This is a genomic window from Paracoccus sp. MBLB3053 (assembly GCF_031822435.1).
Taxonomy (GTDB): Bacteria; Pseudomonadota; Alphaproteobacteria; order Rhodobacterales; family Rhodobacteraceae; genus Paracoccus; species Paracoccus aurantius.
In genome coordinates, this window is sequence record NZ_JAVQLW010000001.1 from 1,925,833 (window position 1) to 1,951,936 (window position 26,104).

Genomic DNA, 26,104 nt, shown 5'->3' on the forward strand with positions numbered 1-26,104 from the left:
TTCTTCGCGTCATGCTTGCAACCCGCTGCGGCCTCGGCGATACGGTCGTTCTGAAGGGTGAAGCGGGCATTCGGCCGCGAAGCCGAAAGTTCGAGAACTGAGCGGGCCGCAGATCGGCCCATCGGGGGCCCGTTTGCGCATCCATCACGATTGGAAAGGTCTGTCGCCCGAGGCACGCGGAGCGACAGTGGCCATGGGGAATTTCGATGGTGTGCATCTGGGGCACCGCTCGGTCATCGATGCCGCGCGCGCTGCGGCCGATGCACCCTTGGGCGTCATCACCTTCGAGCCCCATCCCCGCGAATTCTTTCAACCCGATGCTCCGGCGTTCCGGCTGATGAATGCCGAATCGCGCGCGAACCGGCTTGGACGCCTGGGCGTCGATCATCTTTACGAACTGCCCTTCGACGCGGTTCTCGCAGGTCTGGCGCCCGAAGATTTCGCGCGCGAGGTGCTGGTCGACGGGCTGGGAATCCGCCATGTCACGGTTGGGGCCGATTTCTGCTTCGGCCGCAAGCGGTCGGGGAACGCCCAGACGCTGACGCAACTTGGCCGAGAGCTTGGCTTTGGTGTGACGGTCGCGCCGCTGATCGGTGACGGGCGAAACGAATACAGCTCGACCGCCATCCGCGAGGCCCTGGCCGATGGACGCACCCGCGACGCCGAGCGCATGCTGGGGCATTGGCATCGACTTGATGGCGAGGTCGTGCATGGCGACAAGCGCGGGAGGGATCTGGGTTATCCGACGGCGAACATGGCGGTGGGCGGCCTGCATCTGCCACGCTTTGGCATCTATGCCGTGCTGATCGACGTCCTGACCGGCCCCGAACGCGGTGGCTATACCGGCGTTGCCAATCTTGGCGTCAGGCCGATGTTCGGCGAAAATCGTCCCAACTTCGAAACGCATGTCTTCGATTTCAAAGCGGATCTTTACGGAGAGCACGTTTCCGTGGCGCTGGTCGAATTCCTGCGCCCCGAGATGAAATTCGACAGCATCGATGCGCTCATCGCCCAGATGGATCAGGATAGCGCCAAGGCGCGCGCGATCCTGGAGGCACGCTGATGCGCGATCGATTCTGGGAACTTCCCCTGAAAAGCCTTCAGCCCGATGAGTGGGAGGCGCTTTGCGACGGTTGCGGCAAGTGCTGCCTGAACAAGATCGAGTATGAGGATACCGGTGAATTGGCCTTCACCCGTGTGTCCTGCAAGCTGCTGGATGGTCAGACCTGCCAATGTTCGAACTATGCAAAGCGGCACGATTATGTGCCCGATTGCATCGTACTGACGCCGAAGAAGCTTAAGGAAATCGCCTGGTGGCTGCCCGCGACCTGTGCCTATCGGCTCAGGACCGAGGGCAAGCCGCTTTACCCCTGGCATCACCTCATTTCAGGGTCGCGCGAATCCGTCCATGAGGCGGGGATCAGCATCCGGGGCCGCACGGTCAGCGAATTGACCGTGACCGAGGACGATTGGGACGATTACATCATCGAGGATCTGGCATGAATTTTGCATCTGACAATGTGCATGGCGTTCACCCGAAGGTCCTGCAGGCATTGTCTGACTGCAACGAGGGTGCGATGGGGTCATATGGCGCCGATCCTGTCACCGTACGGGCCGAAGCGGCCTATCGCGAGTTGCTGGATGCCCCAGACGCGGTCGTGCGCTTCGTCGCGACCGGAACCGCGGCCAATGCTTTGGTCTGTGCCCAGCTTTCGCCCAGTTTCGGTCGGATCTATTGCCACGAGTCCGCCCATATCCATCGCGATGAATGCTCGGCCCCTGAATTCTACAGCCATGGCGCGAAGCTTGTGCCGCTGAGCGGAGCGCAGGGCAAGTTCGGCCCCGCCGCGCTTGCCGAGGCGATCCGGTTCGGCAAGGCGGGAAGCCTGAACGACGGCCGCAATGCCATGGTCTCGATCACGAACGCGACGGAATGGGGTACCTGCTATGGCCCTTCCGAAGTGGCGGCACTCGCGACGGTCGCGCATGAAGCCGGGCTGCCCCTGCACATGGACGGCGCCCGCTTTGCCAATGCCGTGGCGGGGCTGGGCAGCGATCCGGCCGCGCTGACCTGGCAGGCAGGTGTCGACGTGCTGTGCTTTGGCGGAACGAAGAACGGGGCGCTTGCCGCCGAGGCGGTGATCTTCTTCGACCCGGCCCGTGCCGACGGCTTCGACTATCGCCGCAAGCAGGCGGGACAGGTCTATTCCAAGCAGCGCTACCTTGCGGCGCAGATGCTCGCGCTTGTCGAGGACGGGTTGTGGCTTGATCTTGCGCGTCATGCGAATGCAGCCGCCACGCGACTGGGACAGGGGATCGAGCAGGCCGGGGGCAGCCTGGTGGTGCCGGTCGAGGCGAACGAGGTATTTGCCCGCCTGCCATCCGACGCGCATGAACGCGCCCGTGCGCATGGCGCTGTCTATCATCTTTGGCAGGATGAACTTCCGGCTCCGGGCGAGCCGGTCACGGTTCGTCTTGTCACGAGCTGGGCCACCCGCGAAGATGAGGTAACCGATCTGCTGGACCTGCTGCGCGGCGCCTAATCTGCGCTCAGCGCGGATGCCAACAGAACAAGCGCGCGCTCGACCGTCGCGGCGCGCACCTTGTCACGGCCGAGCGCGCCGAATTCGAAGGTCTCGGTCCTGACGCCCCAGCCATCCGCAATGCCGAAGCAAACCCGACCTTCGGGTTTGTGCTCCGATCCGCCGGGGCCCGCGATCCCGGTGACGGCGACGACGATGCCCGCTTGCGAGCGGCTCAGTGCGCCTTGGGCCATCTCGGCCGCGACCTCTTCGCTGACCGCGCCATGGGCATCAAGCGTGCTGGGCTGCACGCCCAGCATCTCGATCTTCGCGGCGTTCGAATAGGTGATATAGCCTCGATCCACGATCTCGGACGACCCGGGGATGTCGGTCAACCTACCCACGATAAGCCCGCCCGTGCAGCTTTCGGCGGTCGCGATCATTACCCCGCGCCCGCGGGCCAAGTCGAGCACTTCGGCAGGGGTCACAGCATGGGCTCCAAGACGGTATGATAAAGCCCGGCAAGGATCACCGAAACTACGCCTGCGAACAAGCCCGCCCAGAGATCGTCCAGCATCACGCCGCGTGCGTCGCCACGCCGATCGGCCCGACCCACGAGCCAGGGTTTCCAGATGTCAAAAAGCCGGAACAGCAGGAAAGGCACGACATAGGCCGGCCAGGCATCGAGGATCGAGATGCCGTGCCGCCAGAGCGGGATCATGGTGAAGCACATCGCAAGCCATTGTCCCGCCACCTCGTCGATGACGATTTCGGAAGGGTCCTTGTTTTCGCTGTTCGCCACGACACGAGGCACCGCCCAGAAGCCGAGGATTGTGGCCAGCACGAAGCCCAGCGGCACCAGAAGCGCTGCCCCCATTTCGTAAAACAGCACGGCAAGGGCGACCGCTGCCGCCGAGCCCCAGGTGCCCGGCGCTGGCCGCAGAAGCCCGACCCCGAAAAAGGTTGCGATCTGACGTTCCATGCTCAGCTCCCGATCAGGGTGGCGGTTGCGATCGCGGCAATGCCTTCCTCGCGCCCGGTAAAGCCAAGCCGCTCTGAGGTGGTTGCCTTGACGCTGATCCGGTCGGGATCGACGCCCATGATCTCGGACAGGCGTAACTGCATGGCACCCGCATGGGGCCCGACCTTGGGCCTTTCGCAGATCAGCGTGACATCGGCATTTGAAAGCGTGAACCCCATCGAGCGCGCAAGTTCGATTGCGTGGCGCAGGAAGATATGGCTTTCCGCGCCTTTCCATTGCGGGTCCGAGGGCGGGAAGTGCCGCCCGATATCGCCCTGCGCCAATGCGCCATAGATCGCGTCGGTCAGCGCATGCATGCCGACATCTGCGTCGGAATGCCCCAGCAACGCCTTGTCATGCGCGATCTTCACACCGCAAAGCCAGACATGATCGCCTTGCGTAAAGGCATGCACGTCAAATCCGTTTCCAAGGCGAATGTCCATCGCGGCCCCCATGATGCCTTCGGCGCGCGCGAAATCCTGCGGCCAGGTCAGTTTCAGATTGTTCTCGTCGCCGGCGGTCACGGTCACGGAAAGGCCCGCGCGCAGGGCCAGTTCGACGTCATCCGCCCCTCCCTCGGGGAAGGCGCGATGGGCGGCCAGAATGGCGTCCAGCCGGAAACCTTGCGGTGTCTGCGCACGGAAAAGCCCGTCGCGACTTGCCGTTCCGGTTACACGCCCTTCGGTCGCACGCCATAGCGCATCGGTGACAGGAAGGGCGGGGGCTGCAGCTTCGGCGCCCGCTTCCAGCGCTTCGACCACGCCCCGGATGACCTCATGCGGGACGAGGGGGCGCGCGCCGTCATGGATCAGGACATGGGTCACGCCGGACCCTTCAAGCGTTTCGAGTGCAGCGCGGATGCTGGCGCTTCGGGTCTCGCCCCCCGTGACCAGAACGACCGGTCCGGCAAGATCGTCGATGCCGCGCTCCATGTCCTCGGGCGCGATGGTGACGATGATGCGGGGAAAATCGGCGAAGGCGCTGACGCTGCGCGAGATCACGCTGCGCCCGTCCAGGCTGCGCCATTGTTTCGGGACATCGCCGCCCGCGCGGGTGCCGCGTCCCGCCGCGGTGATGATCGCCGCATATGTTTCTGGTATCTTCATGGCGGCATGATTAGGCGAGCCCGCCCGTCTAGGCAATCGGCACGAGCTGCGACCTTTGGCCCGCGTGGACCGAGCAGATTCCGCCGCGTGGCATGTGGCTCATTTCAAGGGTTCTGCGTATAAGGTTCGGGACCGCCCGTCCGGGCCGACACATTCAACAGATATTCCGCTTCGGAGCCATTGCCATGACCGATCCTGCAACCATCGACCTTTCGAAAGACGCCGCGGCCCGTGCTGCAGTCGCGCTTGTCGAGAATGGCATGAAACTTGGCCTGGGGACCGGGTCGACGGCGAAGATCTTCGTGGATCGCCTGGCCGAGCGCGTGCATGACGAAGGAATGGACCTGCGCTGCGCCTCGACATCGAAGGCGACGGCGGACCAGGCGCGCAAGCTGGGACTGGTCGTCGAGGAACTCGACGATCTGGGCTGGCTGGATCTTACCATTGACGGCGCCGACGAGGTCGATCCGGACCTGAACCTGATCAAGGGCGGCGGCGCTGCCCATCTGCGCGAAAAGATCGTCGCGACGGCGTCCGATCGTATGGTCGTCGTTGCCGATCAGGGCAAGGTCGTGGAGTGCCTGGGCAAGTTCAAGCTTCCCGTCGAGGTCATTCCCTTTGGCTGGAAATCGACCCGCACCCATATCGAGCGCGCCCTTGCCGAGCTGGAGATGGAAGGGCGTCCGATCATCTTGCGCGAGCGTGATGGCAATCCCGTCCTGACTGACGAAAGCAACCTGATCCTCGATCTTGCGCTGGAAGAGATCCGCGACCCGCATGGACTGGCCCGGCAGTTGTCTTCGATCGCCGGAGTGGTTGAACATGGGCTTTTCCTGAATATCTGCAGCCTTGCGATCATCGGCCGTCCCGACGGCTCGGTCGTCGAATTGCTGCGAGAGGATCTGGAATGAGCTTCGACTACGACCTGTTCGTGATCGGCGGCGGCTCGGGAGGCGTGCGCGCCGCCCGCATTGCGGCCAGCGAATACGGCGCCCGCGTGGGCCTTGCCGAAGAAAGCCGCATGGGGGGCACCTGCGTGATCCGCGGCTGCGTGCCCAAGAAACTGATGATCTTTGCCTCGCAGGCCGAAGGAATCGTCGAGGAAACCCGTGGCTATGGTTGGACGACGGCCGATGCGGGCGCATTCGACTGGACGATGTTTCGCAACAAGCTGGATGCCGAACTGACACGGCTTGAGGGCGCCTATACCGGCGGCCTTGTCGCGGCGGATGTCGAAATCCACAAGCAGCGCGCCCGGCTGGTCGACGCCCATACGGTCGAACTGGCCGATGGCCAGCGCCTGAGCGCCAAGCACATCCTGATCGCGGTCGGAGGCCGGCCACAGCGCCCGGGGATCGAAGGCGAGGAGCTCGGCCTGATTTCGGATGATCTTTTCCTGATGGAAAAGCTGCCCGGTCGTGTTCTGGTGATCGGGGGCGGTTTCATCGCCTGCGAGTTCGCGACCATCCTGCAGGGCCTGGGCGCCGAAACCGTTCTCAGCTATCGCGGCAACGCGGTGCTGCGCGGCTTTGACGAGGAAATGCGCCGCCACGCGACCGAGCAGTTGCGGGTCGTGGGCGTCGAGTTGAAGCTGGGCACCGTTCCAGCCAAGCTTGAAAAGGACGGCGAAAGGACCCGTGTCATCTGGTCCGACGGCGCGCAGGAAAGCTACGATGCGGTGATGTTCGCGACCGGCCGGACCCCGAATACCGAGGGGCTAGGGCTTACCGAACTGGGCGTCAAGCTGGGCGCGCGGGGCGAGGTCGTCGTGGATGAATGGTCGCAGACCTCGGTTCCTTCGATCTTTGCCGTGGGCGATGTGACCGATCGGGTCAACCTTACGCCCGTCGCCATCCGTGAAGGTCACAGCTTTGCCGACACGATCTTTGGCGCGAAGCCACGCAAGGTCGATCACGGCCTGGTCGCCTCGGCGGTCTATGTGCGACCCCATGAGGTCGCGACCATCGGCCTGACCGAGGAAGAGGCCGCCGCCAAGGGACCGCATGAAGTCTATGTCGCGAGCTTCCGGCCGATGCGTTCGCTCTTTGCGGGATCGGATGCCCGTGTCATCATGAAGCTTCTGGTGGATGCCGGGACGAAGAAGGTCACCGGTTGCCACATCTTCGGGCCGGAAGCCGGCGAGATGATCCAGTTGGTTGCGATCCCGATGGGTATGGGGGCGACCAAGGCCGATTTCGACGCGGCCATCGCGGTGCATCCGACGCTGGCCGAGGAGATTGTGACGATGCGCAGGCCCACGCGTCATATCGGTGGGGCCCATCCTGACAAAACCGTTGGTTCGGCTTGATTTTTGGGCCTTCGGCCCCAGTTACAAGCTGAAATAGTCGCACGAATAGCATACGAGGCAAGAGAGGCATGGCAGGACAAGGCCCTTGGGGCGGTGGAGGAGATGACGGCAAGGGTGGGAAGGAACCACCCCAAGGGGGCCAGCGCCCCTGGGGCAATGCCGGAGGCAACCAGGGCGGCAAGAAGGGGGAGGATCCACGAGGTCCGCGCCGCGGCGAACAGATTCCGGAAATCGAAGAGCTGATGCGCAAGGGACAAGACCGGCTGCGCGTCCTGATGGGCGGCAAGGGTGGCGGCCCGCGTGGCAGCGGCCCGCGCCGTTCGCAGGGTCCGCAGATGTCGCGCGGGTCCTGGGGCCTCGTTGCGCTTGGCGCGGTGGCGTTCTGGGCCTTCATGTCCTTCTATACCGTCAACCCCGAAGAACGTTCGGTCGAGCTGTTGTTCGGTCGCCCCTTCGCGACGGCTGAAGAAGGTCTGAACTTTGCCCCCTGGCCTGTCGTGCGCGCCGAGGTGGTCTCGGTCTCCAGCGAACGCACCACCGAAATCGGCACGGGCCGCGCCGGTCCGATGGATAGCGGCCTGATGCTGACGCGCGACCAGAATATCGTGGACATGGCCTACCAGGTGGTCTGGAATATCTCGGACCCCGAGAAATACCTGTTCAACCTGGCCGATCCCGAGGACACGATCCGCGCCGTGGCGGAATCCGCCATGCGCGACATCGTCGCCCGCTCGGAACTCGCTCCGATCTTGAACCGCGACCGCGGCACCATCGGCGAAGACCTGAAACTGGCTGTCCAGAATACGCTTGACGCCTATGAGGCCGGGATCAACGTGGTCCGGGTCAACCTCGACCGTGCCGACCCTCCGCGCGAGGTGATCGACAGCTTCCGCGAAGTGCAGGCCGCGCAGCAGGAACGCGACCGCCTGGAAAAAGAGGCGGATGCCTATGCGAATCGCGTGCTGGCCAATGCCCGTGGTGAAGCTGCCGCGGTGATCGAACGCTCGGAAGCCTATCGGGCGGATGCCGTCAACACCGCCGAAGGTGAAGCGGCGCGCTTCAACTCGGTCTATGACGAATATGTCAAGGCGCCGGACGTGACCCGTCGCCGGATGTACCTCGAGACGATGGAGAAAGTCCTTGGCGGGGTGAACAAGGTCATCCTGGATGGCGAAACCGGGCAGGGCGTCGTGCCTTACCTGCCGCTCGACCAGCTGCGCAGCGGCGCGTCGACAGCCACCGGGAAAACCGACACCACCAGCGGGGGGAACCAATAATGAGCCGCGCAATTTCCATTCTGGTTCTGCCCTTCGTCGCCGTCGTGGCGCTTCTGGTTTCGGCATCGGTCTATATCGTCGACGTGCGTGAAAAAGCCCTCGTCCTGCGCTTCGGTGAAGTTGTCGATGTGCGCGAAAATCCGGGTCTTGGCCTCAAGGTTCCCTTCATCGACCAGGTCGTGCGCTACGACGCGCGTATCCTGGGGATTCCGACTCCGCCGCTGGAGGTCACGCCGCTTGACGACCGCCGTCTTGTGGTTGACGCCTTCGCGCGTTGGCAGATCACCGATGTCGTGCAGTTCCGTCGTGCCACCGCCGCGGGCGGCATCCAGTTCGCCCAGCAGCGACTGGCCGACATCGTGACGAACGCCATCCGCCAGGTCATGGGCTCGGTGCCTTCGACCACCGTGCTTTCGGATGACCGGACGCCGCTGATGAACCAGATCCGCGATCTGGCGCGCCAGAACGCCGAGGATCTGGGCGTGCGCGTGATCGACGTGCGCCTGACCCGCACCGACCTGCCCGAGCAGAACCTGACCGCGACCTATGCCAGGATGCGCGCCGAGCGCGAACGCGAGGCCGCCGACGAGATCGCCCGCGGTGGCGAGGCCGCGCAGCGCGTCCGTGCCGCCGCCGACCGGACCGTGGTCGAACTGACCTCGGAGGCCCGCAAGAAGGCCGAAATCGTTCGCGGTGAGGCCGATGCCCGCCGGAACGCGATCTACGCCGAGGCATTCGGCAGGGACCCCGAGTTCTTCGCCTTCACCCGCTCGATGACGTCCTATGAACGGTCGCTGAGAGGTGAGAACAGCTCGATGGTAATCAAGCCGGAAGGCGAGTTCTTCGACTATCTGCGCAATGATGGATCGGAAAATGCCAACCCGGTCCCGGCCGCGCCTGCGCCGGCCCCGGTCGCAGAAACCGACGAAGAGGAAGAAACGCTCGCGCCCGACGTCACCAACCGTGAAGGCCAGCCGCTGGGCGAAAATGCCGGTGTCAAGCTGACGCCTCTTCCCGAGTCGCTGGCTCCGCCGCCGCAACAGGAAAGCATTGTCCCGCCTGTCCCGGCGAACTGAGCCAGGCCGCAGCATGCAGGGAAGGGGGCAAAGCATCGCTTTGCCCCTTTTCAAATTTCGAAACGAGTTCAGACCGTTTCGGACAGGGGATTCTTCCCCGATCCTGAGCTGTGACGTGATCGGGGTCTGACCTGCAGGCCAAGCAGAGTCCAAGGCGGCTGAACTGGCTGGGTCTGCAGCGGCGCTTCCTCGATATCGACGCTATGCGTGCCGATCTGCGCGCCATCAAGGCGCATCATTCCCGACACCGGGGCCACATCGTCATAATCCCGCCCGAAGCCGATATCGACGTGATCTCCCAGCGCATAGCATGCGTTGGTCGGGTCATAGTCGATCCAGCCCGCATCCGTGCCGCACCAGGCGCGAACCCAGGCATGGCTGGCATCGGCGCCGACCAACCTTGGCTGTCCGGGTGGGGGCAGGGTGCGCAGATAGCCCCCGACATATGCGGCCGGTATGCCGAGGCTGCGCAAAGCCCCGACCATGATCTGGGCAAAGTCCTGACAGACGCCTCGCTTCTGGCGGAAGGCTTCGGCCGGGGGCGTGTTCACGTCGGTCGCCTTTGAATCGAAGGTCATCTTGCCATGAAGGGCAAGCCCGAGCTGCTCGAGCGCTTCTCGCGCCGTCGCCGCGGATCGGGTCATCTGCCGGGCGAAGCTGGCGATTTCGAGATCAGGAGAAATGCGCTGGGTCGAGGCCAGGAAATGGTGTGGCGATCTGGGGCCGAGGCCGCGATGACCGGCAATCTCGCCGCCCAGCCGTTCGAGGGGTGCTGAAATGTCCAGACCGATTTCATGTGCGATGCGCTGCACATCCGCTTCGAGCACCAGCTCAAGTTCGGTCATACCCGCAGGCATGACGAGTTCGATCACCCGCGTCCCGAAGAAATCGACGAATTCATCGGTTTCCGTCGGATCGGGATCGACTTGCAGGGATGCGTTAAGGACGTTTTGCGTGCCTGCGACGGTGGCGGGCAGGATGCGGAAAAGCTGTCGGCCCGAGCCAGCGGGGCGTTCGAACGTGTATTGGAACGCGATCTGCATCCGATAGATCGTCATCGCAGATATGCCTCGGTCAGATTGTCGGAAATCGCGGCGATCTGGGTGGCCAGGTCCAGCAGCGCGGTGCGGGACAAGGTTTCGGGTGTTTCGGTGGCGACCTTGGTCTGGCAGCGCAGGATGGCGCGGGCCAGCAAGGAATATTCACCATGAGTGACGCTGCCGGGCAGTTCTGCCATCTGCACCATCATCTCGTCGATCTGGTTGCGGACGGAACGCGGGTTCATCGGATCGAGCACCAGAAGGTCGATCACCGTTTCGCGCGATGTCGAAACGGCATAGCGCTGGCGATGGGTCATGACGCTGTCGCCCAGTTCCACGCAAAGGTCGAGTGCCCCTTGCGGCGCGTCCGGCTCGGCCAGGGCTGCAACCATCCCGGCCGTGCCGAGCGCCCGTTCCAGGAGCCGCCCCAGTGCCAGGAAGCGCCAGCCGTAAAAGCGATACATGTTCTCGTGAACCAGCCCGGAAAAGCCCGCGAGCTTGCGCAGGATGGCCGACAGGGCGCGGGCCGCATCATCGCCCGATGAGACCCGCCCGGCCATCTGCCTTGCCGTCTTCTCGAGATCCGAAAGCGCCGACCAGCCATCGGTCGAGAATCGGTCGCGAACCTGCCCTGCGCTGCTCGACGCCGCCGAAAGCGTGTCGATCAGTTCCGAGGGGATAGGCGCGCCGCCCTTGATCCCGTAGGTCTTCAAGAGCCGGTCAAGCGCATGCTGAATGGGTTCCGCGCCGCGGCCGCTTTCCGCTTCGCGGATATGGCGCGCGCGCAGGATGCGGACCATTTGCTCGGTGCGTTCGACATAGCGTCCCATCCAGAACAGGTTATCCGCCGCACGCGACGGCAGGGTGCTTGGCGCGCTTCGCCGATAGGGGCCCTTCTGCGTCGGAACCATGGTGACTGCCGGGACCTCGTTGTTGCTCACGATCCAGACATCGGCCGCGGCCCCCCCGCGCTGCATCGCAAGGGCAGTGGCCTCTTCGCTGTTTCCGATCCGCGCAAAGCCGCCGGGCATCACCTCCCAGCCCTCGGCGGTCCGGGCAAGGAAGACGCGCAGGCTGAAGGGACGGGGCACGATCCTGCCGTCGATCAGGGCAGGGGTGGTCGAGAGCCCGACGGTTTCCTGCGCGACAAGCTCCGGCCCCTCCTGCGCGAGACGTTGCCGCAACTCGTCCGATGTCAGGCCGGACGCCAGCACCGGAGCGGTTTCGCTGTCAAAGGGCAGTCCGGTGCCAAGCGCGGGGCTCAGCGCGATGTTGCGGGGATTGGCCAAGACTTCGTCACGCTCGGCGCTGCCGCCCAGCCACCAGGTGGCGATATTGGGCATGGCCAGCGGCTTGCCTGTCATCAGGCCCGAAAGCTTGGGCAGAAAGGCCATCATCGCGCGCGCTTCGAGCACCCCCGACCCCAGCGAATTGAGCATGCTCAGCCCGCCTTTGCGCAGGGCCGAAACAAGACCGGGCGTCCCGATGCGCGAAGCCGGGTTGAGTTCGAGCGGGTCGGTATATTCGCCATCCATGCGTCGCCAAAGCAGGTCAACCGGCCGCAATCCCGACACGGTGCGCACCATCAGGTGCCCGTTCTCGACCACCAGGTCGTCGCCCTGCACAAGCATGAAGCCAAGATAGCGCGCAATCCAGGCCTGCTCGAAATAGGTTTCGTTCAGCGGGCCGGGGGTCAGAATCGCGATCAGGGCATCATTGTCTGCCCGGACCTGCAAGAGATGATCGCGGAAATCGCGGAAGAAGCCTGCCAGTCGATGGACGTTCTGGACAGCGAAAAGATCGGCAAAGGCGCGCGAGGTAGCGACGCGGTTTTCCAGCGCATATCCCGCACCCGAAGGTGCCTGGGTCCGGTCCGACAGGACCCACCATAGGCCCTGGGGGCCCCGACCGATCTCGAATGCGATGAAATTCAGATAGCGCCCGGTGCGCGGCTTGATCCCGACCATCGGCCGCAGCCATTGCGGGTTCGAGGCGACCAGCGATGGCGGAAGATGTCCGGCGGCGACAAGTTGGTTCGGCCCGTAGAGATCGGCCATGACGGCCTCAAGCAGCTCGGCGCGCTGGATCAGGGCGGCGCTGACTTCTTCCCAGTCCCGTTCACTGATCAGGACGGGAATATGGCTGAGTGGCCAGGGACGGGCCGTCGAGTTTCCCCCGCCATATTGGCGATAGAAGACACCTGAATCGCGAAGATACTGGTTCGCCCGCGCCAGCGAGCGCGCCAGAAGGTCGGGCGGCAGGCGTTCGATGTGGTCCAAAAGCGGTTTCCACAGGGGCCGGATCTTCCCGAGCGCATCCACCATTTCGTCGGGGACGCCGGGCAAGGGCGCATAATCGGCGATGCCCAGCCCGCCACGGCGTGGCTGGGCCGCGGATTTGCTGTCGCTGCCAGACGCGGTTTCCATGGACCAGACTAGAGGCCCACGGGTCTGCGCAGGTCAAGCGTCATGGGGAATTCGGTGGAAATTCGCTCGGACTGTGGCCGATATCCCAAGCCTGGGCTGTGACCATTCGGCTGGAAACGTGCCAGCCTGCGGGCCTCTGCCTCGTTGCCATTGACGGGGAAGGTATCATAGCTGCGCCCGCCCGGATGTGCGACATGATAGGTGCAGCCGCCCAGTGACCGGCCCGACCAGTTGTCCCAGATATCGAAGGTCAGGGGCGCATCGACGCGCAGGACCGGATGGATCGCCGAGGCGGGTTGCCATGCCTTGAAGCGCACAGCGGCGACCGCCTCGCCGCCGCCAACATCCTGCAAGGGAACGCGGCGGCCATTGCACAACACCTGGTAGCGCGAAGGGTCAGCCGTGCGCAGCTTGACCTGAAGCCGTTCGGTCGAGCTGTCGGTATAGCGCACCGTGCCGCCGATCGCGCCGGTCTCGCCCAAGACGTGCCACGGTTCCAGCGCCTGTCGCAATTCCAGATGCGCGCCCTCATATTCCACCTCTCCGCAGAACGGGAAGCGGAACTCGCGGCTCGCCTCGAACCAGTCCTCGCGGAAATCGAAACCGTGCTGGCGCAGATCTGCCAGCACGTCGCGGAAATCCTGCCACAGGTAATGGGGCAACATGAAGCGATCGTGCAGCATCGTGCCCCAACGGCTAAGCTCTCCTTTGGCCGGGCTTTGCCAGAAACGCGCGATCAGGGCGCGGATCAGCAATTGCTGGGCAAGGCTCATGCGGGCATCGGGCGGCATCTCGAAGCCCCGGAACTCGATCAGGCCTAGCCGCCCGGTCGGGCCGTCGGGGGAATAGAGCTTGTCGATGCAGATCTCGGCGCGATGGGTATTGCCGGTCACGTCGGTCAGCATGTTGCGCAAGAGGCGGTCCACCAGCCAGGGCTGGGGCGGCATGCCTTCGCCGGGCGCGGGGATCTGCGAAAGCGCGATCTCCATCTCGTAAAGCGCGTCGTGGCGCGCCTCGTCGATGCGCGGCGCCTGAGATGTCGGGCCGATGAAGAGGCCCGAGAACAGGTAGCTGAGCGAGGGATGCCGGTTCCAGTGCAGGATCAGGCTCGCCAGCAGGTCGGGGCGGCGCAGGAAGGGGCTGTCCATCGTGGTCTGGCCGCCGACGACGACATGGTTGCCGCCGCCGGTGCCGGTATGCTTGCCGTCGATCATGAACTTGTCCGCGCCGAGGCGGGACTGGCGGGCCTCGTCATAGACGGCCGAGGTGATGTCCACGCAATCCTGCCAGTTCTGCGCGGGGTGGATGTTCACCTCGATGACGCCGGGATCGGGGGCAACGCGGATCACGTTCAGGCGGGGGTCCTGAGGCGGCGCGTAACCTTCGATATGGATCTTGAGACCAAGGCGCAGCGCGGCGGATTCCGCGGCATGGAGAAGGTCAAGATAATCCTCCAGCATCGTGACCGGGGGCATGAACACGCAAAGCCTGCCGTTTCTCGGCTCGACGGTCAGGGCGGTTCTGACGAAACCTTCGATCTCGGTCGTGTCTTGCTGCTGGATCGGTTGCTGGGGCGACGCCTGCACGAAGCTTGCCATCGGCTGCGACTTGCGCGCCGGATCGATCTGTCCGGGTGGTTCCAGGTCCGGCCGATCGATGGTCGGGTCCATCGGGTTGGTATAGGGATATTGCGCGGCCGTCAGATGGGGCAGGCTGTTCAGCGGCAGGCGATAGCCAGCCGCGCTGTCGCCCGGGACCAGGAACATCCGGCCGCGACGCAACCGCCAGGGTTCCGAATGCCATTTCCTCCGACCAGCACGCGACTGCCAGGGCTGGACCGGAAGGACGAACCCCACCGGGGCCGTCAGCCCCCGATTGAACACGGTTGCGATCCTGTGGCGTTCCTCGGGGTCCTTGAGCTTCGAATTTTCGGGCGTGACGTTCTCGGGCAGGTTGGCTTCCTTGACCAGCCATTCGGCGGGGTCCTCATAGGCAGGAACGATATTGTCCTGCGGCACGTCCAGCTCGACCGCAATTTCGCGCAGCAATTCCTGCGACTGCAGCGTGGTGGCCTGCTGGTCCACCCCTTCGGTCGCGATCAGATCGGGGTTCTGCCAAAGCGGCGCGCCGTCGCGGCGCCAGTAAAGCGAGAACGTCCAGCGCGGCAGGCTTTCGCCCGGATACCATTTGCCCTGGCCGTAATGCAGGAATCCGCCGGGAGCGAAGCGTGTCTTCAGGCGCCGGATCAGCGTATCGGCCAGCGCGCGCTTTTGTGGCCCGACCGCATCCGTGTTCCATTCGCCGCTTTCGAAATCGTCGATCGAAACGAAGGTCGGCTCGCCCCCCATTGTCAGGCGGACATCGCCTGCGTTCAGCGCGTCGTCCACCTTGCGGCCAAGTGCGTTCAGATCTTCCCACGCCTCATCCGAGAAGGGCTTGGTGATGCGCGGATGCTCGGCCACCCGGCGGATCTGCATGTCGAAATCGAACTCGGTCTTGGCCTGACCGAAATATCCGCCGCTGATCGGCGCGGCATTGCTGTAATGCGGGGTCGCGGCCAGCGGGATATGGCTTTCGCCGGTAAGAAGCCCCGAGGTCGGGTCAAGGCCAATCCAGCCCGCGCCGGGAATATAGACCTCGGCCCAGGCATGGAGGTCGGTGAAGTCCTTGTCGGTTCCGGACGGACCGTCCAGGGCTTCAAGATCGGGCTTGAGCTGGATCAGATAGCCCGAGACGAACCTTGCGGCGAATCCGAGATTGCGCAGCACCTGCACCAAAAGCCAGCTCGAGTCGCGGCAGGAGCCGCTGGCCAGTGCCAGCGTTTCCTCGGGCGTCTGGACGCCGGGCTCCAGCCGGATCGTGTAATTGACCAGTTCCGAGATCCGCGAATTCAGCCAGACGATGAAATCCGTCGTGCGCCGCCTGTCGCGGGGGATGCTGTCCAGAAGCTTCTGCAGTTTCGGCCCGGCGGGTTCGGGCTTGCGATAGATGACCAACTCGTCAATCAGATCTTCTGGATAGTCGAAAGGCCATTCTTCGGCGCTTTCCTCGGTGAAGAAGTCGAACGGGTTGTAGACGGTCATGTCGGCAACCAGATCAACCTCGATCTTCAGCTCGCGCACCGGCTCGGGGAAGACGAAACGCGCAAGCCAGTTGCCGAAGGGATCAAGCTGGTGGTTGACGAAATGCCCGCCCGGACTGACTTTCAGCGCATGCGAGATCACCCGGGTCCGGCTGTAGGGCGCTGGGCGAAGCCGGATGATCTGGGGGCCGAGAATGACGGGAGTGTCGTATTTGTAGTGGGTCAGGTGATAGATGCTGGCCTTGATCGACATGGTCCGTCCATTTCCTGTTGTCTCAGGAATTGCTAGCAGCCGGTCGCCTGCCTTGAAAACGACTGCTGGCCATGTCGGCCAATTGCGTCGAGGATTGTGACCAAAAAGCAGGCAGGTGCTGCCAGTCGGGACCTATTCGGGCGTGACGGGCTGGTTGGCCAGCCGAACTTCGTCCTCGGAAATCTCGCGCTGCCATTCGCGCCAGATCGACACGAGCAGGGCCATCAGGACGGGGCCGACGAACAGGCCGACGATGCCCAGTGTCTTCACGCCGCCGATAAGGCCGAAGAATGTGGGCAGGAAGGGCAGCTTGACCGGGCCGCCGACCAACAATGGCCGGATGGTCTTGTCGACGATGAAAAGTTCGCAGGTGCCCCAGATGAACAGCGCAAGCCCCGCAACGGGTGAACCGCTGGCCGCGAGATAGACCGAGACCAGCGTAAAGCAAAGCGGTGCGCCACCCGGGATCAGGGCCATGAAGCCGGTGATCACGCCGAAGGTCACGGGCGAAGGGACACCGGCGATCCAGTAGGCTATCCCAAGGATCACGCCTTCGCCGATGGCGATCAGCGTCATCCCCGTCACCGTTGAACTGATCGTCGCCGGCACCACGCGCGAGAGCCTGTCCCATCGGTCGGGCAGGATGCGCGCGCCCACTCGGTCAAGCTGAGCCACGAGGCGGTCGCCATCGCGGTAAAGCACGAACAGCGTGATCAGCATGAAAAGAAGTGTCAGCGTCAGGTGAAACGCAAGCGATCCCGCCGTGAGCGCGCCGCGATAGATCGTCCCGATATTCGAGCCCGAGACGGCTTGGACGATTTCGCTGATGCCGCCGGGGTGACCGATATAGGTCCGCCACTGCTCGTCCAGCCAGGGGCCGACCTGGGGCAATTCGACCATCCAGCCGGGCGTCGGCGCACCCGAGGCGTTCACGAAGATCGCCCAGTTGATCCAGTCCTTCAATTCGCCAAAGGCGTAGATCAGCGCCATGGCGATCGGAATGACAAGGAAACAAACCAGCAAGAGCACCATGACCGTTGCCGTCATGGTTCGTCCGAGGTTCAGTTGATGGACGCCGCGGTTGCGCAGCGGCCAGCTTGCCAGCGCGATCACCGTGGCGGCGAGAACCGGAACCAGAAAGCCGTGGAAGAAATAGATTGAAGCCAGCACGATCCCGAGCAACAGCCAGCGCGCGGCCGAGATATTGGTCAGGAGCGGTTGGCGGTGCGGTCTCAGACCCGTCGCGCGCACTGTCGCCGATGAGGCGGGCGTGCTTTTTCCGGTCTTGCGGTCGGTTGCCTCTGCAGTAGTCATCTTCCTCGTCCGGAATGCGCGGGATCACATCATAACAGATCGACCGGGGCTGCAAGCAGGGAATGCCCGCCTGCGGGGCGGCCTGACCAGTTGTCTCGCACCGTCATGACGTGAAAATGACCTTCTGCCGGTTCACGCGGCTTGCCTGGCCACGCGCGATGTCGCAAGGGCAAGCCCGTCCACCACGGCAGTGAAGGCCTCGGAATGCTTCAGCTCGGCATTGGGGCATAGGGTTTGCGCGACATCGCGCACCAGCCCCATCAGACTGGAGCCCCCGACAAGGATCACCCGGTCGATCTGGTCAGGCCGCGCGCCGGACATTTCGATGGTTTCGCGCGCGGCATCCAGCAGGTCGGCGCGATAGGACATCAGCGCGCGGTCAAGTGATGCAGGGGTGATGTCGCAGCCCAGCCCCGGCGCGACGAAGCCCATGGCGATGCGTGCCGCCTCGTCCCCTGCATTCGCCGCGATCTTGCCATGCTCGACGGCGAAGGCCAGTTCATGCCCCAGTTCTTCGTCAAGGACGGTGACGAGATGGCCCATGGCCTTGCGATCGACCGCAAGCCTGGCCATGTCCTGCGCCATGCGCCGCGTTTCCGGCGTGTAGAGAAACGGAATGCGTGCCCAGGTCGCGAGGTCGGAATAGATCGCATTCGGCACCGGCAGCCTGCCTTCGCCCATCTCGCGACGCAATTCGCCGCCATGACCTAGCGTGGGCATCGCGTGCTGCATCGACACCGCATGGTCAAAATCGGTTCCGCCAAGCCGGATACCGTGATTGGCATGAATGCGGACTCGGCCTTCTTCGCTTTGGAAAACCGAGAAATCCGAGGTGCCCCCTCCGATGTCGACGATCAGGCCAAGCCCGCCGGGGCGGCCCAGACCATGCGATGCGATGGCGGCTGCCTCGGGCTCCACGAGGAATTCGACCTCGTCGAAGCCGGCGGCCTGATAGCAGGCGCGCAGATCCTGTTCGGCCTGTTCGTCGCGTTGGGAGTCGTTGCTGTGAAAATGCACGGGCCTGCCCGACAGCACGCGGTTGAAGCGTCGTCCGGTCGCAGCCTCGGCCCGCGCCTTCACCTCGCCCAGGAACTCGGTCACGATCTGTGAAATCGTCCGGCGCTTCCCGCCGATCAGCCGGCTTTCGTTGGCAAGTTGGGTGCCAAGCACGCTTTTCAGCGCGCGCATGTAGCGCCCGTCATCACCTTCGATCAGGGCTTCGGCGGCCGCGGCCCCGATCCGCATCGCGCCCCCGCGCGTCGGAAAGAAGACCGCTGTGGGCAGGGTATCCGATCCCTGCTCGATCGGAACGCGACGGACCCGACCGTCCTGCAGGATGGCCGCTGCGCTGTTCGATGTGCCGAAATCGACGGCAATGATATCGTCCTGCATGCTTGGCCCCTGCTTCTGGAAAGGCCGAGGCTGATACCGGCTTTCCTGTCTCGGGGCAAGACGCTTTGGCACATCGCGCAGTTGTGGTTCTGAACGCCAAGGCGGCGCCGGGCCGCCGAGCAGGTCCGAACGGCCAGTTTCGGGTTTGACCTTGGCTCGACTTTGCGGGAGTTTTTCGCGGTCAGGTTGCAGATTTCATCGCAGGAGATCCCCCGTGTCGTTGTCCCGCCGTTCATTTCTTGCCCGAACCGCCGCCTTTGCCGGCACAGTCACGCTGCATCCCTTCGCTGCGCGCGCGCAGGCAGGACAGGCGCATCTGCGCATCCTGTCCACGACCGACCTGCATTGCCACCTTTACCCCTATGACTATTACGCCGACAAACCGAACGACACGGTGGGGATGTCACGGACGGCGAGCCTGATCGAGGAGATCCGCGCCGAGGCGGGAAACTCGATCCTCGTTGATAACGGAGACTATATTCAGGGTAATCCACTGGGCGATTACATGGCCTATGAAAAGGGTATGGACAGCGGCGAGACGCATCCGGTGGCTGCGGCGATGAACACGCTGGAATTCGATGCCGGAACCGTTGGCAATCACGAGTTCAACTATGGCATGGAGTTTCTCGACAAGGTGACGGCGCAGACGGCGCGGCCCATCACCTGCGCGAATTTCGCGCGCAAGCTCTCGAAAGATCCGCTGGACGATGCGCTCCATTTCCAGCCCTTCGTCATGCTTGACCGGGAAATGGTCGACGGGGCAGGGCGCAAGCGCCCGATCCGCATCGGCCTGATCGGCTTCGTGCCGCCCCAGATCATGCAATGGGACGCGGGGCATCTGGGCGACAGGTTCGAGACCCGCGACATTGTCGAGGCGGCCCGCGCCTGGGTCCCCGAGATGCGCGCACAAGGTGCCGAGGTGGTCATCGCGCTGTCGCATTCGGGCCTTTCCTTGGACCCGGCATCACCGGGGATGGAGAATGCGTCCTATTATCTTGCCGATATCGAGGGGATCGATGCCATCGTGATGGGTCATGCCCATGCTGTCTGGCCATCCGACGACTACGCCGGCGAAGGTCTTGATCCGACAAGTGGCCGGATCAAGGGGGTGCCTGCGGTGATGGCCGGGTTCTGGGGCTCTCACATGGGGCTGATCGACCTTTTGCTCGAACATGACGGGAAGCGCTGGCAGGTGGTCGACAGCAGCAGCGAAGCGCGGCCGATTTCGCGGCTGACCGAGGATCGCAAGATCGAGCCCCTTGTCGGCGACTATGCGCCGGCATTGGCCGCCGCCAGGCAGGGCCACGAAGAAACCCTGGAATATGTGCGGGCCGAGATCGGTCGGACCGACTCGCCGCTTTTCAGCTATTTCGCGCAGGTCGCCGATGACCCTTCCGTCCAGATCGTGTCTCTGGCCCAGCTTTGGTATGCGGGTCAGCTTCTGAAGGGCAGCGAATATGAAACCCTGCCGCTGCTTTCCGCTGCAGCGCCCTTCAAGGCGGGAGGACGGGGCGGGCCGGAATATTACACCGATGTGCCCAAGGGGCCCGTCGCCATCAAGAACGCCGCCGACCTGTATCTTTATCCCAATACCTTGCAGATCGTTAAGGTCACAGGCGCGCAGCTCAAGGATTGGCTGGAGCGTTCGGCCGGGCAGTTCAACCGGATTGTTCCCGGAACGCAGGATGCCCCGCTGCTGAACCCCGATTTCCGGTCCTATAACTTCGATGTCATCGATGGGGTAAGCTATCGGATCGACCTGAGCCAGCCGTCGAAATACGGTGTGGCCGAGGGCGAATTGCTGGATGAAGCCGCAAGCCGCATCATCGACCTTGCCTATGAAGGAAAGCCTTTGGACGCGGAACAGGAATTCCTGATCGCTACGAACAACTACCGTGCCTCGGGTGGGGGAAACTTCCCCGGCGCCGACGGATCGACGGTGATCCTTACCGCGCCCGATACCAACCGCGACGTGCTGGTGCGCTACATCATCGAACAGGGCACAATCTCGCCCGATGCCGACAGGAACTGGAGTTTTGTCCCTGTCGAAGGTGCCAGCGCCGTGTTCGATACCGGACCGAAAGCGCGGGTTTATCTGGCGGCGATGCGCGAGCGGGGTCTGGATCTGGAAGAAGTCGGACACGGCGAGGACGGCTTCGCGCGCTATCGCATCCGCCTTTGATCGGGCAATGGATAGGGCCGGATCGTCAGTTCCTTTTTTCGGGGTTGCATCGCGGCAAACTATGGAATAATTGCTGACCTAATCTGGTTTTAGCTAATACAATTACGCAAACCAGCCATGCGCACGAAATTTCTGATCGTCCTGCGGTTTTCATCGTCGACGTGATGCATTACTGCGCGCGGCTGGCGCATCTTCCGCGGTGCGTCCCCTCCCAGGAATGCGGACAAGAAATTATGACTGACCAGACCATCGGCGCCGTTGATGCGGCGCGCGGGCAAGCCCGCCTGAACTCTCCGGCCCGGGTTCTCCTTGCCAGCCTTATCGGCACCACGATCGAATTCTTCGACTTCTACGTCTATGCCACGGCCGCCGTGCTTGTGTTCCCGGCGCTGTTCTTCCCGGCTTCGGACCCGACGACGGCGCTTCTGGCCTCGTTTGCGACCTTCTCGATCGCCTTCTTCGCCCGTCCCTTTGGCGCGATCGTATTCGGCCATTTCGGCGACCGTGTCGGGCGCAAGGCCACGCTGGTCGCGGCGCTTCTGACCATGGGCATTTCGACCGTCGTGATCGGCCTTCTGCCGACTTACGCGCAGATCGGTGTCGCCGCGCCCGCATTGCTTGCACTGTGCCGTTTCGGCCAGGGTTTCGGCTTGGGCGGCGAATGGGGCGGCGCGGTTCTGCTTGCCACCGAGAATGCCCCGGAAGGCAAGCGCAGCTGGTATGGCATGTTCCCGCAACTGGGTGCGCCGGTCGGCCTGTTCCTGTCCTCGGGCTTCTTCTGGATCCTCCTGCATTTCATGTCGCAGGACGATCTGCTGGCATGGGGCTGGCGCCTGCCTTTCCTCGCTTCGATCCTGCTGATCGCGCTGGGCCTGTGGGTCCGTCTGTCGATCACCGAAACGCCGGAATTCGCCGAGGCCGTCAAGAAGGACAAGCGTGTCGCGGTGCCCGTCGTCGAGGTCTTCCGCAATCACAAGCGCAGCCTGTTCCTGGGCACCTTCGTCGCGCTGGTGACATTCGTGCTGTTCTACATCTGCTCGGCCTGGCTTCTGTCCTATAACGTCAAGGTGGCGCAGATCCCGTTCCTGGACGCGCTCACGATCCAGATTTTCGGGGCAATCGTCTTCGGGATCGCCATTCCGATCGCGGGCAAGGTCGCGGACCGGGTCGGTCGCCGATCCTTCCTGATCGTCGTCACGATCCTGATCGGCATGTTCTCGTTCCTGCTGGCGCCGCTGATGAGCGGAGGCGAGGGCATGATGTACCTTTTCGTCACCATCGGCATGTTCCTCATGGGCCTGACCTATGGCGTGATCGGTGCAGCGCTGGCCGCACCATTCCCGACAAAGGTGCGCTATACCGGCTCGTCGATCACCTTCAACTTTGCCGGGATCTTCGGGGCTTCGCTTGCGCCCTATGCCGCAACCTGGCTGCAACAGACCTACGGGCTCGGCCATGTTGGCTATTACATGCTGGCGGCTGCCGTGATCACGCTGCTCTGCATCCTCGCCTCGGGGCGCGACGAAGTCTGATCGCTTCGCGAACTCTCTGATCCGATCGGCGGCCCCGGCACTTGCACCGGGGCCGCTTCGCTTTCATCCTGCGCCGGACGAGGGCAGGGAACCATGGGCGAGACGCCTGTGGCTGAGGGATGGAAAACTACGACTACATCATCATCGGGGCAGGCAGCGCCGGCTGTGTGTTGGCCAACAGGCTGTCGGCCGATCCGCGCAACCGCGTCCTGCTGCTGGAAGCGGGCGGGCGAGACAATTACCACTGGATCCACATCCCCGTGGGCTATCTTTACTGCATCGGCAATCCCCGCACCGATTGGGGCTTTTCGACCGAAGCCGAGCCGGGGCTGAACGGGCGCGCCCTGCTTTATCCTCGGGGACGGGTCTTGGGTGGCTGTTCTTCGATCAATGGCATGATCTACATGCGCGGGCAGGCGAGGGATTATGACCAATGGCGGCAAATGGGGTGTTCCGGCTGGGGCTGGGACGACGTCTTGCCCCTGTTCAAGTCGCAAGAGGATTCCTGGCGCGGGGCCGATCGGATGCACGGCACGGGCGGCGAATGGCGTGTCGAAAAGGCGCGCGTCCGCTGGGCCGTCCTGGACGCCTTCCTTGATGCGGCCGAACAGGCGGGCATTCCCCGCACAGCGGATTTCAACACTGGCACGAATGAGGGCGGCGGCTATTTCGACGTGAACCAGCGTGCGGGCATCCGCTGGAACACCTCGAAGGCCTTCCTGCGTCCTGCGGCAGCGCGCCCCAACCTGCGGGTCTTGACCGGCGCGCAGGCCGAGCGGCTGGTGATCGCCGATGGCGAAGTCTCGGGGGTTGTCTTTCATCATGAGGGCCAAAGAAAGGAAGCGCGCGCGACGCGCGAAACGATCCTATCAGCAGGCGCGATCGGTTCTCCGCATCTGCTGGAACTATCGGGAATCGGACGAGGCGAGGTGTTGCAAGCGGCGGGAATCGCCCCTCAGGTCGAGGTCGCCGGGGTGGGAGAGAACTTGCAGGACCACCTGCAGCTGAGGCTTTGCTACAAGGTCGAGGGCGTGCCAACGCTGAACGAAAAGGCGTCGCGGCTGATGGGCAAGGCTGCGATCGGGTTCGAATACCTTTTCAGGCGCTCGGGGCCGATGTCGATGGCACCAAGCCAGGTCGGTGTGTTCACGCGTTCGGGACCCGAAAAGGAAACGCCCGATCTCGAATACCACGTGCAGCCTGTCAGCCTCGACAGGTTCGGCGAGCCCGTGCACGCCTTTCCGGCGATGACCGCATCGGTCTGCAACCTTCGGCCGGAAAGCCGCGGCTCGGTCCATGTGAAAAGCGCCGATTACCGTGCAGCGCCCGCCATCCGGCCGAATTACCTGTCGACCGAGGGGGATCGCGAGGTGGCGATAAGCTCGATCCGGCTCACGCGCAGGATCGTCTCGCAGCCCGCATTCGCGCGACTGAACCCGCAGGAATTCAAGCCGGGTCCATCCTACGAAAGCAACGAGGAACTGGCGCGCGCAGCGGGAGATATCGGGACAACGATCTTTCACCCTGTCGGCACCTGCCGGATGGGGACTGATGACGGGGCCGTCGTGGATCCGCGCCTGCGCTTCCGCAAGCTGGGGCGGTTGCGGGTCGTCGACGCTTCGATCATGCCGACCATCACCAGCGGCAATACGAATTCGCCCACCCTGATGATCGCGGAAAAGGCCGCGCGGATGATTATCGAGGATGCGCGGGCCTGATCGCCCGCGCAGGATGGATTTTTCCTGGTCTTCAGCGCTGCGCGAGAAACGGAGCGGTCAAGTCGCGCCCTGGGTTTTCGTCACGATGAGGCTTGCCAACGCGGTCAGATGGGCCTGAAGCCGGCTCTGAAGCTGGTCAAGGCTTTGCTCTTCATCAAGAATGAACTCGGTGAAAAGCGCGTTCAGGTCGTTGAAGGCCAGCTCGCCCAGTGGACGGGACTGGAGATCGGAACGAAGATCACCGCGCAGCCGCAGCTTCTCGATCAGGCGGCAGACCTGCTCGGCAAGGGCCGCATCGAGTTCACGGTAGCGCCGCGAAAAAGGCGCCTCTGGCTGTTGGATCGCCATCGCCATCGCCGATCGCCACATGTCCTTGGTCAGGTAGACCAGCGAATGGCCATAATATGTCCGGATGAGCAGACCGAGCGCAGCTAGCGGTTCGTCAGGCGGATCGACCAGGACCCCTTCGCCCTGGCTCAGGACCTCTTCGACCTCCATCGAGACGATGGCCAGAAGCAGGTCTGCCTTGGTTTCGAAGTAGTTGTAGAAAGTCCCGACGGACAGTTCCGCCAATTCCGCGATGGCGTCGATGCGGGCGGCGTCATATCCGACCTGCCCAAAAAGAGTGCTCGCCGAGTCGATGATGCGGCGATGCCTGTCGGCTTTCTGTTTCTCGCGCAGTCCGGCCATCGCTTCCTCTTGTTTCGCTGAAAAATATCATTGACTGCAAAAATGAACTCGTTCAACTTTTTTGTGACGGACCCGCAGAGGTCCTCTTCCCGACAGGAGAAAATGATGATTTCAAGACCAACCTGCACCGCACTTGCGCTTTGCGCGGCTGCCTTGCCCATTTCTGCCCATGCCGCAACCGAGCTCAACGCCCTGATCTGGTGCGATCACGCCGATCCTGCGTTGCTTGAGCCTTTCGAGCAGGCGCATGACGTTCGCATCAACGTCAAGGAATACCAGGGAACGGCCGAGGCGCTGACGATCCTCGAACAGTCGCGGCCCGGTGATTGGGACCTGCTGGTGATCGATGCCGTCGATGTCGGTCGCGCGGTTGAACGCGACGTTCTGGCACCACTTCCGGCCGAGGCGCTGCCGACTACGGATTTCTTTCCCGAACTGGTCATGGCCTCGCACAACACCAAGGACGGCGTGACTTACGCTGTGACCGACAAGTTCGGCTACAACACGCTTGCCTATGACAAGACCAAGGTCGACCCGGCCGATATGACCAGCCTCAAGTCGCTCTGGTCCGGGAAATATGCAGGACGTATCGGGATCTATGACTACTACCTGCCGAGCCTTGGTCTGGTCGGCATCGCCGAAGGCATTCCGACTGCCGAATTGGGCGGTGACAACATCGAAAAGCTGCGCGAGCCGCTGATGGCGCTGAAGAAGGACACGAAGCTCGTTGCGGACGTGGTGGGCAGCCAGACGGCCCTGGCCACCGGCGAGGTCGATATCCTGCTTGGTGGTGGAGAATACCTGACCGCCACGCTGCATGCGGAAAACCCGAATCTGGAATGGATCATTCCCGAAGAGGGTGCGGCGCTCTGGGCTGAATCGATCGCGGTGCTCAAGGATGCCGGAAACCCGGAACTGGCGCTGGAATTCGTGAAATACGTGACCTCGCCCGAGGGTCAGGCGCGCCTTGCGACCTCGTCCTGCTATTGGGGCATGCCTGCGAATGCCAAGGCGGGCGAGCATCTGACCGACGAGCAGAAGGCCGTGCTGCGGTGGGACGAACAGGCCGAGTTCCTGAAGCGCGCCCAGCTTTACCCGATCCCCAGCGCCGAAGACGACGCGGCGATGCAGGATCTCTGGACCGACATGCTGCAAAACTGACGAG

At 63.4% G+C, this 26,104-nt stretch carries 20 protein-coding genes; 11 read left to right on the forward strand and 9 right to left on the reverse strand.

Annotated features, from left to right (window positions below; all coding sequences use genetic code 11):
- The first annotated feature begins 133 nt into the window (after positions 1 to 133).
- The 3 genes from RGQ15_RS09665 to RGQ15_RS09675 are packed head-to-tail and all read left to right on the forward strand — an operon-like array spanning position 134 to position 2,543.
- On the forward strand, positions 134 to 1,063 hold the full coding sequence (locus RGQ15_RS09665; RefSeq protein WP_311160005.1) for a bifunctional riboflavin kinase/FAD synthetase: 930 nt from the start codon (positions 134 to 136) through the stop codon (positions 1,061 to 1,063).
- Positions 1,063 to 1,503 carry a YcgN family cysteine cluster protein gene (locus RGQ15_RS09670; RefSeq protein WP_311160006.1) on the forward strand — a complete coding sequence of 147 codons (441 nt, stop codon included), beginning with the start codon at positions 1,063 to 1,065 and terminating at the stop codon, positions 1,501 to 1,503. Before RGQ15_RS09665 ends, RGQ15_RS09670 begins: the two co-directional genes overlap by 1 nt.
- Positions 1,500 to 2,543 carry a threonine aldolase family protein gene (locus RGQ15_RS09675; RefSeq protein WP_311160007.1) on the forward strand — a complete coding sequence of 348 codons (1,044 nt, stop codon included), beginning with the start codon at positions 1,500 to 1,502 and terminating at the stop codon, positions 2,541 to 2,543. The genes RGQ15_RS09670 and RGQ15_RS09675 overlap by 4 nt, the downstream gene beginning before the upstream one ends.
- On the opposite strand, the gene RGQ15_RS09680 is transcribed toward RGQ15_RS09675, so the two are convergent.
- From RGQ15_RS09680 to RGQ15_RS09690, 3 genes are read right to left on the reverse strand one after another with little or no spacing between them, the layout of a single operon-like run.
- Positions 2,540 to 3,010, reverse strand: a complete 471-nt coding sequence (locus RGQ15_RS09680) for a CinA family protein (protein ID WP_311160008.1) — start codon at positions 3,008 to 3,010, stop codon at positions 2,540 to 2,542. The two genes, RGQ15_RS09675 and RGQ15_RS09680, sit on opposite strands and share 4 nt — an antisense overlap.
- Positions 3,007 to 3,504, reverse strand: coding sequence for a phosphatidylglycerophosphatase A family protein (locus RGQ15_RS09685; protein ID WP_311160009.1), 498 nt, complete (start codon positions 3,502 to 3,504; stop codon positions 3,007 to 3,009). The genes RGQ15_RS09680 and RGQ15_RS09685 overlap by 4 nt, the downstream gene beginning before the upstream one ends.
- Before the next feature lie 2 nt (positions 3,505 to 3,506).
- Complete coding sequence (locus tag RGQ15_RS09690; RefSeq protein ID WP_311160010.1) at positions 3,507 to 4,649, reverse strand: bifunctional 2-C-methyl-D-erythritol 4-phosphate cytidylyltransferase/2-C-methyl-D-erythritol 2,4-cyclodiphosphate synthase; 1,143 nt, start codon at positions 4,647 to 4,649, stop codon at positions 3,507 to 3,509.
- Positions 4,650 to 4,834: 185 nt separating this feature from the next.
- Here RGQ15_RS09690 and rpiA point away from each other — a divergent pair, with 185 nt between their 5' ends.
- From rpiA to hflC, 4 genes are all read left to right on the forward strand, one after another.
- Complete coding sequence (gene rpiA / locus RGQ15_RS09695) at positions 4,835 to 5,560, forward strand: ribose-5-phosphate isomerase RpiA (protein ID WP_311160011.1); 726 nt, start codon at positions 4,835 to 4,837, stop codon at positions 5,558 to 5,560.
- Positions 5,557 to 6,957 carry a glutathione-disulfide reductase gene (gene gorA / locus RGQ15_RS09700; protein WP_311160012.1) on the forward strand — a complete coding sequence of 467 codons (1,401 nt, stop codon included), beginning with the start codon at positions 5,557 to 5,559 and terminating at the stop codon, positions 6,955 to 6,957. The genes rpiA and gorA overlap by 4 nt, the downstream gene beginning before the upstream one ends.
- 68 nt (positions 6,958 to 7,025) lie before the next feature.
- Entirely contained in the window at positions 7,026 to 8,234 is a 1,209-nt protein-coding gene (hflK, locus tag RGQ15_RS09705; protein ID WP_311160014.1) for an FtsH protease activity modulator HflK, read from the forward strand.
- Positions 8,234 to 9,310: a protease modulator HflC gene (gene hflC, locus RGQ15_RS09710; protein ID WP_311160015.1), complete on the forward strand. Its 1,077-nt coding sequence runs from the start codon at positions 8,234 to 8,236 to the stop codon at positions 9,308 to 9,310. Before hflK ends, hflC begins: the two co-directional genes overlap by 1 nt.
- Before the next feature lie 68 nt (positions 9,311 to 9,378).
- Here hflC and RGQ15_RS09715 read toward each other — a convergent pair whose 3' ends face one another.
- The 5 genes from RGQ15_RS09715 to RGQ15_RS09735 all read right to left on the reverse strand — a co-directional run bounded on the left by RGQ15_RS09715 (position 9,379) and on the right by RGQ15_RS09735 (position 18,817).
- Entirely contained in the window at positions 9,379 to 10,368 is a 990-nt protein-coding gene (locus RGQ15_RS09715) for a transglutaminase family protein (protein WP_311160016.1), read from the reverse strand.
- Positions 10,365 to 12,776, reverse strand: coding sequence for a circularly permuted type 2 ATP-grasp protein (locus RGQ15_RS09720; protein WP_311160017.1), 2,412 nt, complete (start codon positions 12,774 to 12,776; stop codon positions 10,365 to 10,367). The genes RGQ15_RS09715 and RGQ15_RS09720 overlap by 4 nt, the downstream gene beginning before the upstream one ends.
- Before the next feature lie 8 nt (positions 12,777 to 12,784).
- Positions 12,785 to 16,111 (reverse strand): transglutaminase family protein, encoded by a 3,327-nt coding sequence (locus RGQ15_RS09725; RefSeq protein ID WP_311160018.1) that lies wholly within the window; start codon positions 16,109 to 16,111, stop codon positions 12,785 to 12,787.
- A gap of 132 nt (positions 16,112 to 16,243) precedes the next feature.
- Positions 16,244 to 17,425, reverse strand: coding sequence for an AI-2E family transporter (locus tag RGQ15_RS09730; RefSeq protein WP_311160019.1), 1,182 nt, complete (start codon positions 17,423 to 17,425; stop codon positions 16,244 to 16,246).
- A 132-nt stretch (positions 17,426 to 17,557) separates the two neighbouring features.
- Positions 17,558 to 18,817 carry an Hsp70 family protein gene (locus tag RGQ15_RS09735; protein WP_311160020.1) on the reverse strand — a complete coding sequence of 420 codons (1,260 nt, stop codon included), beginning with the start codon at positions 18,815 to 18,817 and terminating at the stop codon, positions 17,558 to 17,560.
- A 214-nt stretch (positions 18,818 to 19,031) separates the two neighbouring features.
- Here RGQ15_RS09735 and RGQ15_RS09740 point away from each other — a divergent pair, with 214 nt between their 5' ends.
- The 3 genes from RGQ15_RS09740 to RGQ15_RS09750 all read left to right on the forward strand — a co-directional run bounded on the left by RGQ15_RS09740 (position 19,032) and on the right by RGQ15_RS09750 (position 24,249).
- Positions 19,032 to 20,999, forward strand: coding sequence for a bifunctional 2',3'-cyclic-nucleotide 2'-phosphodiesterase/3'-nucleotidase (locus tag RGQ15_RS09740; protein ID WP_311160021.1), 1,968 nt, complete (start codon positions 19,032 to 19,034; stop codon positions 20,997 to 20,999).
- 233 nt (positions 21,000 to 21,232) lie between these two features.
- Positions 21,233 to 22,531, forward strand: a complete 1,299-nt coding sequence (locus RGQ15_RS09745) for an MFS transporter (RefSeq protein WP_311160022.1) — start codon at positions 21,233 to 21,235, stop codon at positions 22,529 to 22,531.
- A gap of 119 nt (positions 22,532 to 22,650) precedes the next feature.
- On the forward strand, positions 22,651 to 24,249 hold the full coding sequence (locus tag RGQ15_RS09750; protein ID WP_311160023.1) for a GMC family oxidoreductase: 1,599 nt from the start codon (positions 22,651 to 22,653) through the stop codon (positions 24,247 to 24,249).
- A 57-nt stretch (positions 24,250 to 24,306) separates the two neighbouring features.
- Here the strand turns inward: RGQ15_RS09750 and RGQ15_RS09755 are convergent, their stop codons facing one another.
- The gene (locus RGQ15_RS09755; RefSeq protein WP_311160024.1) at positions 24,307 to 24,939 is read right to left on the reverse strand and encodes a TetR/AcrR family transcriptional regulator; all 633 of its coding nucleotides are present in this window, start codon (positions 24,937 to 24,939) and stop codon (positions 24,307 to 24,309) included.
- 105 nt (positions 24,940 to 25,044) lie between these two features.
- Here RGQ15_RS09755 and RGQ15_RS09760 point away from each other — a divergent pair, with 105 nt between their 5' ends.
- On the forward strand, positions 25,045 to 26,100 hold the full coding sequence (locus RGQ15_RS09760) for a polyamine ABC transporter substrate-binding protein (protein WP_311160025.1): 1,056 nt from the start codon (positions 25,045 to 25,047) through the stop codon (positions 26,098 to 26,100).
- Positions 26,101 to 26,104 lie beyond the last annotated feature (4 nt).